The sequence below is a fragment of the Streptomyces sp. 796.1 genome, from assembly GCF_047525675.1.
In the GTDB taxonomy this organism is placed as follows: Bacteria; Actinomycetota; Actinomycetes; order Streptomycetales; family Streptomycetaceae; genus Streptomyces.
Map to the genome: position 1 here is coordinate 192,685 of NZ_JBLIWA010000004.1, position 12,318 is coordinate 205,002.

At 75.1% G+C, this 12,318-nt stretch carries 9 protein-coding genes and 1 pseudogene; 3 read left to right on the forward strand and 7 right to left on the reverse strand.

Annotation, left to right across the window (positions count from 1 at the left end; translation table 11 throughout):
• Positions 1-842: 842 nt before the first annotated feature.
• A complete protein-coding gene (locus ACMA1D_RS05125; RefSeq protein ID WP_414722646.1) occupies positions 843-1,391 on the reverse strand; it encodes an MGMT family protein in 549 nt (182 codons plus the stop codon).
• A gap of 191 nt (positions 1,392-1,582) precedes the next feature.
• Between ACMA1D_RS05125 and ACMA1D_RS05130 the strand changes: the two genes are divergently transcribed.
• On the forward strand, positions 1,583-4,594 hold the full coding sequence (locus ACMA1D_RS05130) for a flippase-like domain-containing protein (protein ID WP_414722647.1): 3,012 nt from the start codon (positions 1,583-1,585) through the stop codon (positions 4,592-4,594).
• 82 nt (positions 4,595-4,676) lie between these two features.
• Here ACMA1D_RS05130 and ACMA1D_RS05135 read toward each other — a convergent pair whose 3' ends face one another.
• Complete coding sequence (locus ACMA1D_RS05135; protein ID WP_414722648.1) at positions 4,677-5,585, reverse strand: NmrA family NAD(P)-binding protein; 909 nt, start codon at positions 5,583-5,585, stop codon at positions 4,677-4,679.
• 110 nt (positions 5,586-5,695) lie between these two features.
• On the opposite strand from ACMA1D_RS05135, the gene ACMA1D_RS05140 reads away from it, so the two are divergent.
• Together ACMA1D_RS05140 and ACMA1D_RS05145 are read left to right on the forward strand one after the other, a co-directional pair.
• Complete coding sequence (locus ACMA1D_RS05140) at positions 5,696-6,256, forward strand: TetR/AcrR family transcriptional regulator (RefSeq protein ID WP_414722649.1); 561 nt, start codon at positions 5,696-5,698, stop codon at positions 6,254-6,256.
• Between the two features lie 552 nt (positions 6,257-6,808).
• The gene (locus ACMA1D_RS05145; protein ID WP_414722650.1) at positions 6,809-8,416 is read left to right on the forward strand and encodes an alpha/beta hydrolase; all 1,608 of its coding nucleotides are present in this window, start codon (positions 6,809-6,811) and stop codon (positions 8,414-8,416) included.
• 180 nt (positions 8,417-8,596) lie between these two features.
• Here the strand turns inward: ACMA1D_RS05145 and moeZ are convergent, their stop codons facing one another.
• The 5 genes and pseudogenes from moeZ to ACMA1D_RS05170 all read right to left on the reverse strand — a co-directional run.
• Positions 8,597-9,775, reverse strand: coding sequence for an adenylyltransferase/sulfurtransferase MoeZ (gene moeZ / locus ACMA1D_RS05150; RefSeq protein ID WP_414722651.1), 1,179 nt, complete (start codon positions 9,773-9,775; stop codon positions 8,597-8,599).
• 60 nt (positions 9,776-9,835) lie between these two features.
• The gene (locus tag ACMA1D_RS05155) at positions 9,836-10,585 is read right to left on the reverse strand and encodes a spherulation-specific family 4 protein (protein ID WP_414722652.1); all 750 of its coding nucleotides are present in this window, start codon (positions 10,583-10,585) and stop codon (positions 9,836-9,838) included.
• Positions 10,573-11,568 carry an NAD-dependent epimerase/dehydratase family protein gene (locus ACMA1D_RS05160; protein WP_414722653.1) on the reverse strand — a complete coding sequence of 332 codons (996 nt, stop codon included), beginning with the start codon at positions 11,566-11,568 and terminating at the stop codon, positions 10,573-10,575. Before ACMA1D_RS05160 ends, ACMA1D_RS05155 begins: the two co-directional genes overlap by 13 nt.
• Complete coding sequence (locus ACMA1D_RS05165; RefSeq protein ID WP_414722654.1) at positions 11,568-11,705, reverse strand: hypothetical protein; 138 nt, start codon at positions 11,703-11,705, stop codon at positions 11,568-11,570. Before ACMA1D_RS05165 ends, ACMA1D_RS05160 begins: the two co-directional genes overlap by 1 nt.
• Before the next feature lie 111 nt (positions 11,706-11,816).
• Positions 11,817-12,318: pseudogene (locus ACMA1D_RS05170) on the reverse strand (hypothetical protein); the annotation flags it as partial.

Genomic DNA, 12,318 nt, shown 5'->3' on the forward strand with positions numbered 1-12,318 from the left:
GCGCGCTGTCGGGCGTCCAGCACAGGTGGAGTGGCCGACCCGGGCGGCGTACGGACCAGGCGGTAGCCGCCGGGGCCCGACGGGCCGGGCCTGGGGGCGTGCGCTGCGCCCGGCGCCGCTCCGGGCTCCTGGGCGTTCCCGGGCGCTCCACCGCCCGCAGCACCCGGCCCCGCGGGGGCCTGTGGCCCGCGCCGGGGATGGGACGAGGAAGAGGAGCTCACGTGGTTCGCCGGTCCTGGTGGTCGTGCTGGGTGCCTTACGGCCGTACGTCGGTCGGGGTCGCGGCCCGGCCGGGGCGCCGCCCCGCGCCGCACCCGGGCGGCCCCGGCGTGCCCCACCGGGCCCCGGACGCGTCCGGCCCCGGCCGCGCCGGGGCGCCCTGGGCCCACCCGCCGTCGGCCGCCCCCGACGCTACGCCAGAGTCGGTGCGCACCACAGCGCCGCCGGTGTGCACCCGGCCGGCCCCGCAGAGCGCCGCACCGGCCCCGCCGGACCGCCACGCGCCGCCCGCCGCGCCCCGCCCGGGCCCGTACGCACCGCACGACGCCCCAGGTCCCCGCCCCGTCACGGCCCGCCGCACACGGACCGGCAGCGCGCGCACCGCGGCACGGCGGCGGCCCCCGACCGACCGCGCGGCGGGCCCACAACCCGCACCCCGGGGTGACGCACCCGACACCGCGACCGGCATCACACGCGCCACCGCGCCCGACACCCGCACGGCAGGCCCGGCACCCGACACCGCGTTGCCGCGCCCCGCGCACGAACCGACAAGGGCTGCAACGCCAGCCGGGGAAGCAAGGCCGGCGGGGCCAGCGGAAGCAGCGCCCGCCGCCGCACCCCCCTCACGCCCGGTCATCGGCGTCCGGAGCGTCCGGCCGGTTCCCGTCCCAGCGGGCCCGTCGCATGTCGAGGCGGGGCAGGGCCGCTCGGGAACGATCACCGGCGCGGCCGGCGGGCCGCCCGTACCGGGGCCGCCCCGGGCCGTCGGCGCCCGCATCGGCATCGGAGTCGACACCCGCCCCGGCCCCCGCAGCCGCGGCCCTCGCGCGCGCGGGCTCGCGGAGCGGGGTGCCCTCGGTCCGGTAGTGCTGCAACGCCTCGCGCTCGTGGCCGGGCAGCAGCGCACCGTCCGAGCGCACCACGCGCCACCACGGGCCCATGTCGCCGTACGTGGCCATCACGCGCCCCACCTGGCGCGGGCCGCCGACGCCGCGGCCACCGCCGCCGGCGATCGGGGGCGCATCCGGATCGATCTCCTGGGCCAACCACTCGGCGACGTCGCCGTAGGTCATCACCCGGCCGGGCGGAATCAGTTCGGCGACGGCCAGTACCCGTTCGGCGTACTCGGGCAGCTCGTCCGGCTCGGGGCGTTCCTCGCTCTGGCGGCTCATCCGGCTCATCCTGCCGTACGCCACCGACAGCCGGCCGTCGTGATCACACCGTGTGCGCACCCGTGCTACGGCGCGTACCATCCGTATTTCGCGCCCCCGAAGTACCCCCTGATGCCGGCCCCGGCCACGCGGCCATGCCACCATCGTCCGGGCGGTGACAGGTGATACGAGATCAAGAAGAGACGACTGAGATGCAGGGTGCGCAGCCTTCGGAAGGGGACGGTGCTCCCGCCGCGCTGCCTCCTTCCGAAGAGTCCGCCGGTTCCGTAGCGCCCACGGATTCCGCCGAGCCGGCGGCGGCCCCGGCCGAGCCCGCCGGTTCCGCCGGGCCCCCCGGGGAACCCGGCCCCGCTGACCCTCCCGGGCCCGCCGCGGCCGGCGCCGCATCCGTGACCCCGAACCTCACGAAGCCCACGGGACCCGCCCCGCCGTCCGACGACGCCCCCGCCGACACCGGCCCCAGCACCAGCACCAGCACCAGCACCAGCACCAGCACCGAAGCCGGCCCCACCACCGAACCCTCCCCCGAAGCCGCCCCCGAAACCGACACCTCAGCCGAACCCGTCCCCACCGGCGCGCACCGCTGTGAGGAGCCGGAGTTGCCCGCGGACCGGGTCGCGGTCGACGAGCCGCTGCTGCCCGCCCGGGTGCACCGGCCGTCCGACCTGGTCAAGCTGTTGCTCGGGGTGCTGGGCCTGGCCGTCGTCCTGGCCGTGGCGGCGTTCGCGCACGGGACGACCACCGGTCTGGCGAAGGACATCAGCAAGGGCGCCGGGCAGGCCCCCGACCTGCTGATCGAGTTCGCCGGCCTGGCGTCGAGCGTCGCGGTGCTCATCCTTCCGGTGGCGTTCGCCATGGAACGGCTGATCAAGCGCGACGGGCTGCGGATCGCCGACGGCGTGCTCGCTGCCGTACTCGCGCACGGCGTCTCGCTCGCCACCGACCTGTGGGTGGCCCGTTCGGCGCCCGACTCGGTGCGCGAGACCCTGACCCAGGAGTCCCCGGGCGGCGCCTTCTCCGACCCCGTGCACGGCTACCTCGCCCCCGTCATCGCGTACATGACGGCCGTCGGCATGGCCCGCAGGCCGCGCTGGCGGGTGGCGATGTGGGTGGTGCTGCTGCTCGACGCGTTCGCCGTACTGGTCGGCCGCTACACCACGCCCTTCTCCATCCTGATCACGGTGCTCATCGGCTGGACGGTGGCGTACGGCACGCTGTACGCGGTCGGCTCGCCCAACGTCCGGCCCACCGGCCAGCACCTGCTGCTCGGTCTGCGCCGGGTCGGCTTCAGCCCGGTCAGCGCGCTGCGCTGGGACGAGGGGCTCAGCGGCGAACAACCCGCCAGTGCCGACCGCGGCCGGCGCTACCTGGTCACCCTGGAGGACGGCCCACCGCTGGACGTCACCGTCGTGGACCGCGAGCAACAGGCGCAGGGCTTCTTCTACCGCACCTGGCAGCGGCTCGCGCTGCGCTCCATCACCCAGCGCCGCAGCCTCCAGTCGCTGCGCCAGGCCCTGGAGCAGGAAGCGCTGCTCGCCTACGCGGCCATCGCCGCCGGGGCCAACGCGCCCAAGCTGATCGCCACCTCCGAGCTCGGCCCGGACGCCGTGATGCTGGTGTACGAGCACACCGGCGGGCGGACCCTGAACGCGCTGCCCGACGAGCGGATCACCGACGAGCTGCTGGCCGGCGCCTGGCAGCAGGTGCGGGCGCTCCAGTCGCGGCGGATCGCGCACCGCAGGCTGGAGGGCGACGCGATCCTGGTGGATCGTTTTGGCCGGGTCATCGTCTCGGACCTGCGCGGCGGTGAGATCGCCGCCGGTGACCTGGTGCTGCGGATGGACATCGCGCAACTGCTCACCACGCTCGCGCTGCGGGTGGGCGCCGAGCGTTCGGTGGCCGCGGCGGTCGAGGTCATCGGCCCGGACGCGGTCGCCGACAGCCTGCCGCTGCTCCAGCCGCTCGCCCTCAACCGCGCCACCCGCGCCACGCTCCGGCACCTCGCCAGGGAGCGGGCGAGCCGGCAGCGCGAGGCGGTGCTCGCGGCGGCCCGTACCGAGAAGGCGGAGCGTGAGGCGGAGGCCGCCGCGGCCAAGGAACGCGCCGACGTGGAGCCGCTGGACCGCAAGGCGCGCAAGGCGCTCAAGGCGGAGCGGCAGGCCCAGAAGCGGGCCGCGGACGAGGCGCTGGAAGAAGCGCGCGAAGAGGACCTGCTGGCGCAGATCCGGCAGCAGGTGCTGTTGGTGCGTCCGCAGGCGCCCATAGAGCCGGTACGCCTGGAGCGCATCAAGCCGCGCACGCTGGTCAGCTTCTGCGCCGGCGCGTTCGCCGCGTACTTCCTGCTCTCCCAGTTCACGCACATCAAGCTGGGCCAGGTGATAGGCGAGGCCAACTGGGCCTGGGTGGCCATCGCGCTGTTCTTCTCCGGTCTGACCTACGTGTGCGCGGCGATCAGCCTGCTCGGCTTCGTACCGGAGAAGGTGCCCTTCGGGCGGACCGTGCTGGCGCAGGTCGCCGCCTCCTTCGCGAAGCTGGTCGCGCCGGCCGCGGTCGGCGGCGTGGCCCTGAACACCCGCTTCCTGCAACGGGCCGGGGTGCGCCCGGGGCAGGCGGTCGCCAGCGTCGGCGCCTCCCAGCTCTTCGGCCTGGCCAGCCACGTGATCCTGCTCGGCACCTTCGGCTACATCACCGGGACCGAGCGCACCCCCACCCTCTCGCCGTCCCGCACGGTGATCGCCGGGCTGCTGACGGCCGCGGTCCTCGCACTGGTGGTGACGGCCGTGCCGGCACTGCGCAAGTTCGTCTCGACCCGGGTCCGCTCGCTGTTCGCCGGCGTCATCCCGCGCATGCTCGACCTGCTCCAGCGCCCGCAGAAGCTGTTCGCCGGCATCGGCGGCATGTTGCTGCTGACCGCGACGTTCGTGATGTGCCTGGACTCCTCCATCCGCGCGTTCGACGGCGAGCTCAGCTACGCGAGCATCGCGGTGGTCTTCCTCGCCGGCAACGCGCTGGGGTCGGCTGCGCCCACCCCCGGCGGCGTCGGCGCGGTCGAGGCCGCCCTGATCGCCGGCCTCACCTTCGCCGGTCTCCCGTACGACACGGCGGCGCCCGCGGTGCTGCTGTTCCGCCTGATGACGTTCTGGCTGCCGGTGCTGCCGGGCTGGCTGTCCTTCTCGTACCTGACGCGCAAGGAAGCGCTGTAGCGCACGGGGCGGGCGCCGCCCGGGCGCACGGGGCGCGCGCAGCCGTGGCGCACGGGGCGCGCCGCGCCGGGGACGTCGCCGGTCAGCCGGCCGGGTGCAGGTGTGCGCGCGCCCACTCCGCGAACGGGGTCGGGGTCAGCCCCAGGGCGCGGGCGAACTCGGGGCGGGCCGGCTGCGGGTGCTCGTTGAGGTGTGACTGCCCGAAGCCGGACTCCGGCATTCCGGCGGCGCGCGCCTCCTCTTCGGTGAACTCGGGCGCCGTCAGCGGGACGCCCAGCCGCTCGGCGAGGACCGCGGTGACCTCCGCCACGGTGCGCAGGTCGCTCGCCAACTCCAGCTCCACCCCGGAGAACCGCTGCGGGTCGGCCACGGCGGCGGCGGCTGCCGCGCCGATGTCGGCGACCGCGACCAGCGCCAGTTCGGTCTCCGGCCGCAACAAGGTCACCAGGCCGCCGGCGACCCCGCGCGGGAAGACGATCCCCGCCTCCGGCAGCAGGTTCTCCATGAAGAAGCCGGGCTTGATGAGCGTCCAGTGCGCGAAGCCCGCCGCCCGCACCCGGTCCTGGATGCCGGCCTTGGCCGCGTAGTACGCGTCGAGCCAGGCCCAGCGCCCCGTCACCCACGCCGTGTGCTGGCCGGCGCCGGAGACGGAGGTGTGCACGAACTGCGGCACCCCCGCGGCCCGCGCCGCCTCGATCAGGTTGCCGGCCTGGGCGACCTCGCCGTCGAAGCCGCGCCCGGCCAGGTCGGGCATCTGCACCGAGAAGACGGCGCGGGCGCCCGCGGCGGCGCGGGTCAGCGATGCCGGGTCGTCGAGGTCGCCGACGGCGAGTTCGACGCCGCGCGCCGCGAGCGCCCGGGCCCGGTCGGTCTCGGGGTCGCGGACCAGCGCCCGGACGGGCACGCCGGCGGCCAGCAGGGCCCGGGCGGTGGCGCCGCCCTGCTGCCCGGTGGCGCCGGTGACCAGGACGGGGGTGGGCTCGATGGCCATGACACTCCTCGGAAGATGACGGCAGGGAAGAAATGGCGGGGCCCGCCATTTATCTGCCCGGTACGATACGGAGGGCCCCGCCATTTAGCAATCCTCGGAGGTGACCGCCCATGACCGGGCAACGGGCCGACGCCCGGCGCAACTACGCGCGCATCCTCGCCGTGGCCGAAGCCGAGGTCGCCGCGCACGGCGCCGACGCGTCCTTGGAGCAGATCGCCCGCACCGCCGGGGTCGGCTCGGCCACCGTGCGCCGGCACTTCCCCGGCCGGCGCGCGCTGCTGGCCGCCGTGTTCGGCGAACGGATCGCGGTGCTGTGCGCCCGCGCCGCCGCACTGGCCGACGCGCCCGACGCCCGGCAGGCGCTCCTGGAGTGGCTGCACGCGCTCACCGCGTACGCCGCATCAGCCCGCGGCATGGCCGACGCGCTGGTGCAGGACGGGCTGACCGACCCGGAACAGGTACAGGACTGCTCGGCCAAGCTCGGGGCGGCGGCCGAACCACTGGTGCGGCGCGCAGCCCAGGCCGGCGCGCTGGCCCCCGGCGTCACCGCGACCGACCTGCTCACCCTCGTCACCGGCATCGCCCTGGCCACCGAACGCCACCAGGACCCGACCGCCGAGGCCAGCCGCCTGCTCGACCTGACGGTGCGCGGCGTCATCCCACCGCGCTGAATCGGCGTGCGGGGCGCGGGGTGCTGCCCGCGCGGGGCAGTCGTACGGGGCGCTGGCCGCGGGGGCCTGGCCGTACGGCGCGCTGCCGGCGGGGCCTGGGCGCCGTGGGTCGTACGGGATCAGGTCGTACGGAGCGAGCGCTGCCCGCGCGGGGCCGGGCCGTGCGGAACCAGTTCGTACGAGCCGGAAGCCGCACGGGGCTCGGCCCCGGCCACCGCCCCTCACCCGTCCGGCGCGCTGCGCGGGCAGGGGGCTGCGGCAGTGCCGACGATGGCAGACAGGTGCCCCCGTACCGGGGCCGCGCAACCGAGCGGACGACCATGCCCCGGGCGCTCCCACCCGACCGCAGCCCCGAGCCCTGGCCCCGGCCACCCGGCGCGGGCCGGACGCCGGGCGCGTAGGCGGTGGCCGATAGGGCCGATGCGCAGGAGGTGCGCGATGCGGACGGTGCGCGCGGAGCGGACGCCGCCCCGGCCCGGACCCGGCAGCCGGCCCGGACCCGGTGGCCGGCCCCTGCGCGGCGGCCGGCCCCGCGCCCTAGGATCACTTGCCATGTCACGTCACATACGGAGCACGGCCCTGGCATCGGCCGCCCTGATGGTCGCGGTCGGGGCCACGGTGGCCGGCTGCGGGGGTGGGGACGACGGCAAGGCCGATGGCCCCTCCGGCATCCGCGAGACCCACTCGGCCACCGCCTCACCCGCGGGGGCCGACCCCGGGCTCCCGAGGGCGCTCACCAACCAGCAGGTCAAGTGGGGCGCGTGCGAGGCGCCGAGCACGCTCCAGGGGGGCGGCGACAAGCCGGGCGACGCCTGGCAGTGCGGCACGCTCAAGGCCCCACTGGACTACGCGAAGCCACAGGGCGAGGCCATCGACCTGGCGCTCATCCGCAAGCCGGCCACCGACGCCGACCAGCGCATCGGCTCGCTGGTCTTCAACTTCGGCGGCCCCGGCGGCTCGGGCGTCGCCACCCTGCCGTCCTTCGCCGAGGACTACGAAGAGCTCGGCACCCGGTACGACCTGGTCAGCTTCGACCCGCGCGGGGTCGGCGAGAGCGCCGGCATCACCTGCCTCACCGACCAGGAGCGGGACGCGTCCGCCACCGTCGACGGCACGCCCGACGACGAACAGGAGTTGCAGGCCGGCCTCGCGGACGCCCGCAAGTTCGCCGCGGCCTGCCAGCGCACCTCCGGCAAGGTGCTGCCCCACGTGGACACCGTCAGCGCCGCCCGCGACCTGGACCTGATGCGCACGGTGCTCGGCGACGAGAAGCTGCACTACGTCGGCTTCTCGTATGGGACCGAACTCGGCGGCACCTACGCCGGCCTGTTCCCGAACAAGGTCGGCCGGGCCGTGTTCGACGCGGTCGTCGACCCGAACACCGACCTCAAGGCGAGCGCACTCGCCCAGGCCAGGGGGTTCCAACTCGCCCTGGACAACTACCTCAAGGACTGCACGCAGGGCGCGGACTGCCCGGTGGGCGCGGACCCGGCCGAGGGCCGGCAGCGCATCCAGGCACTCCTGAAGGACCTGGAGACGCAGCCGCTGCCGACCGAGGACGGCGACCGCGAACTGACCGCGGGCCAGGCGCTCGGCGGCATCATCGCCTCGCTGTACGACAAGGAGGGGTGGGAGTACCTCTCGTACGGCCTACAGGAGGCGATCGAGGCGGGGCAGGGTTCGGTGCTCCTCCTGCTCGCCGACTCCCAGGCCGGCCGCGACGAGAAGGGCCGCTACAGCAACATCCAGGCCGCCAACGCCGCCATCTCCTGCCGTGACGTCCGGCAGCGCTTCACGCCGGAGCAGGTCAAGGCCGAACTGCCGGCCTTCCGCGCCGCATCGCCGATCTTCGGTGAGTCCCTGGCCTGGTCGCTGCTCTCCTGCACCGACTGGCCGGTGCCCGGGCTGCACGACCACCCGCGGGTGAGCGCGCCCGGCGCGCCCCCGATCCTGGTGATCGGCACCACCGGCGACCCGGCCACCCCGTACGCGGGCGCACGCGCGATGGCCCGCCAACTCGGCAAGGGCGTCGGCGTCGAACTCACCTACCGGGGCGAGGGGCACGGCGCGTACGGCAGCGGCAACGACTGCGTGACCCGCAACGTCAACGACTACCTGCTGAAGGGCGTGGTGCCGGCGAACGGCACCACCTGCGGCTGACGGCCCGGTCACCCGGACGCACCGGGCACCCGGCACGCACAAGGGGCCGGGGCCACCCGTGAGGGATGGCCCCGGCCCCTTGTTGCTCCGTGCTCGGGTGGAGCAGGTCCCGCCGCTCCACGGCGCCGCCGACGGGCCGGCCGGGTCAGCAGACCCGGTGACCCCTGCGGCCCCGCCGGATCAGTAGATCGGCTTCTCCGGCTCGATCTGGTTGACCCAGCCGATCACGCCGCCGCCCACGTGCACGGCGTCGGCGAAGCCCGCCGACTTGAGGACGGCGAGCACCTCGGCCGACCTGACGCCCGTCTTGCAGTGCAAGACGATCTTCTTGTCCTGTGGGAGGTCCTGGAGGGCGGTGCCCATCAGGAACTCGTTCTTCGGGATCAGCCGCGCGCCGGGGATGGAGACGATCTCGTACTCGTTGGGCTCGCGGACGTCGATGATGTCGATGCCCTCACCGTCGTCGATCCACTGCTTGAGCTGCTTGGGCGTGATCGTAGAGCCGGCCGCCGCCTCCTGCGCCTCCTCCGACACCACGCCGCAGAACGCCTCGTAGTCGATCAGCTCGGTGACCGTGGCGTTGGGACCGCACACCGCGCAGTCGGGGTCCTTGCGGACCTTGACCTGGCGGTACGCCATCTCCAGGGCGTCGTAGATCATCAGCCGGCCGACCAGCGGCTCGCCGATGCCGGCGAGCAGCTTGATGGCCTCGTTGACCTGGATCGAGCCGATGGAGGCGCACAGCACGCCGAGGACGCCGCCCTCGGCGCAGGAGGGCACCATGCCCGGCGGCGGGGGCTCCGGGTACAGGCAGCGGTAGCACGGGCCGTGCTCGCTCCAGAACACCGACGCCTGGCCGTCGAAGCGGTAGATCGAGCCCCACACGTACGGCTTGTTGAGCAGCACGCACGCGTCGTTGACCAGGTACCGGGTGGCGAAGTTGTCCGTGCCGTCCACGATCAGGTCGTACTGGGAGAAGATCTCCATCACGTTGTCCGCCTCAAGGCGGCCCTCGTGCAGGACGACGTTGACGTACGGGTTGATGCCGAGGACCGAGTCACGGGCGGACTCGGCCTTCGGGCGGCCGATGTCGGCCTGGCTGTGGATGATCTGGCGTTGCAGGTTCGACTCGTCGACCTCGTCGAACTCCACGATGCCGAGCGTGCCGACACCGGCGGCGGCCAGATACATCAGCGCGGGCGAGCCGAGGCCGCCCGCGCCCACACAGAGCACCTTGGCGTTCTTCAGTCGCTTCTGCCCGTCCATTCCCACGTCGGGAATGATCAGGTGACGCGAGTACCTGCGGACCTCGTCGACGGTGAGCTCGGCAGCCGGCTCGACCAGGGGTGGCAGCGACACGGGGACTCCGTAAGGGAAGGGAGCAGCGTTGTTCTCCTGGTAACACTGCCACGCGGCGTCTCATTCCGTGACACCAGGTCCGATGCGCGAGACGATTTCGTCCCAGTAACCGGGCAGTGTCTCCCATGCGTCGCTTTGGCCATGGCCTTGCCGATCGGTGAAGTAGATGGTCCCTGCACCCTGCCAGCGGGCGATGCGCAGCGCCTCGTCCAGGTGGGTGCGGGGCACTCCGTGCACCAGGTGGCAGAACCGCTCCGGCGGGTAGTCGGCCGTCCACGGCGCCGCCTGCGACCAGCGGTAGTCGGCCCACTGTCCGCAGAAGGTCACCAGTTGGTCGGCGTCCTGCACGTAGTCCGGGTACGGGTGGGTGCCGTGCCCGAACACCACGTACACCGGTGCGCACAGGGCGCGCAGCGTGGTCGCCAGCCGGCGCACCTCGGCCAGCCCCGGCCGCTCGGTGGGGCAGCGGTCCAGGTAGAACCCGTTGACCTGGTACCACTCAAGGAAGCGGTGCGCGTCGGAGATCAGCTCGCCGAACGGGCGGGTGCCGAACCGCAGGTCGAGGTGGCCGAGGACGCGGGCGCGCGCCTCGTGCAGCCGGGCGGCGGCGCCCAGGCAGTGCGGGTCGGGGCGACTGCCTGGGCCGCGCGCCACGTTGAGCACCGCCCAGTGCAGCGGGGTGCGGGGCCGGGCGAGTTCGGCCCATTCGGCGGGGGCGACGAGCGGGTGCGCGCAGCCGGGCACCCCGAAGCCGAGCCGCCACCCCACCGCCCCGGGGCGCCGGGTGCCGGTGGAGGTCAGATACGGCATGCCGCCTCCATCCAGATGTCGGCCAGCGACTCTTCGAGGCCGATCCTGGTCCGCCAGCCCAGCCGGTCGCGGGCGGTGCGCACGTCGGCCTGCTGCCAGCTCCCGCAGCCGTCCGGGTAGGCGTAGCCGACGGCGCCGGCCGGCGTCTCGGGGCCGTGTTCGCCCCGGCCGTGCCCGGCGGAGTGGAGGCCGGAGGGGCCCGAGGGGTGCGGGACGGTGCGCAGCGGGTGGCCCTCGACGTCGTGCAGCGCGCCCCCGAAGCCGGCCACCCTGGCGAGTACGCCGGCGGCGTCCCGCATCCGTACGGCGCGCCCGGTGCCGATGTTCACCACGCCCTGCGCGGCGGAGAGCGAGGCTGCGTGCACGGCGCGGGCCACGTCGCGCACGTCGACGAAGTCGCGCTGCGCGCCGAGCCCGGGGAAGCGCAGTTCGTGGTCGCCGGCCTGCATCGCGCGCCGCATGGTGTCGGCGAGCCGGCCCAGCGGCGAGCCGGGCGGGGTGCCGGGGCCGACCGGCGAGAAGACGCGCAGCACGATGGCGTCGAGCCCGGAGCCGAGCACCAATTCGGTGGCGGCCAGCTTGCTCACGCCGTACGGGCCGCCGGGGCGCGGGATGGCGTCCTCGGCGGTGGAGGAGCCCGGCTGGGACGGCCCGTACTCGGCGGAGCAGCCGAGTTGCACCAGCCGGGCGCCGCAGCCGCTGCGGCGCAGCGACTCGCAGACGGTGGCGACGGCGACGGTGTTGTGCCGGGTGAGCTCCCTGGCGCCGCCGCGGGTGGTGCCCGCGCAGTTGATGACGACGCCGGGGTGGACGGCGTCCAGGAACCTGGTCAGCGCTCCCGGGCTGCCGGTGGACAGGTCGAAGCGGACGTCGGCGGTGTCGCCCCGGCCGAGTTCGGTGAGCTGGACCGCGGGGTCGGCGAGCAGGTGGTCGGCGACGTAGCGCCCGATGTAGCCGCCTGAGCCGAGCAGCAGTACGCGCATCAGCCGCGCCCCCGTTCCGCAGGGCCGCTGGTCCGCGCGGGGCCGGCGGCGTGGGCGCGGTCCCCCGCGCCCCGCCGGGTGGCCCCGCGCGCTTCGGCCACCGGGCCGATGGGGCGGTCGACGGAGTGGTTGGTCATCTCGCTTGCTCCTTGTGAGGGTTGCGCCGGCCGGGCTGGCCCGGTGGTGGGCGGCGGAGGTCGTGGGTCGGGCGCCGGGAGGCACGGCGCCCGGGCTGGGGTGGGCGGGGTCTACGGGGAGACGGCGGGGCCGCGGGATCGCCGTGGCCGGCCGTCGCACGGTGCTGTGCTGCGGGCACCGGTTCCCCGCGGAACCGCGGCGGAACGGCGCTCGCCGTCCGTCGCCCTCCGCGTGTACGCGGCGTCCCGCACGAGGGGGTGGCGGGCGCCTGGGTGGGGGGTGGCCGCCGCGCTCTCCTGGCGGCCACCGCGGTCGTAGGGGTGGGCGTCCGCGCGGCGGCCCGTGCGGGAGCCTGCCGTGGCGCGGCGCCCGGTGCGGGTGCCGGTCGCGGCGAGCAGGTCGCGGCCGAGCGGTCCAGTGTCGGTCAGGCAGGGGGCGTGCGCCGCCGGGCGCGCGGCGCCGATGGGGTGCGGTCGGGCGCGGCCGAGCGCGGCGAGCGCGTACCCGCCGAGTGCGAGGGTCGCGGTCGCGGCGGCCAGTGCGGGGACCGCGGCCGGCCCCGCGGCCGTCATCAGGTGTTCGACGGGGCGGGCCGGCGCCCCGCAGCCGGGC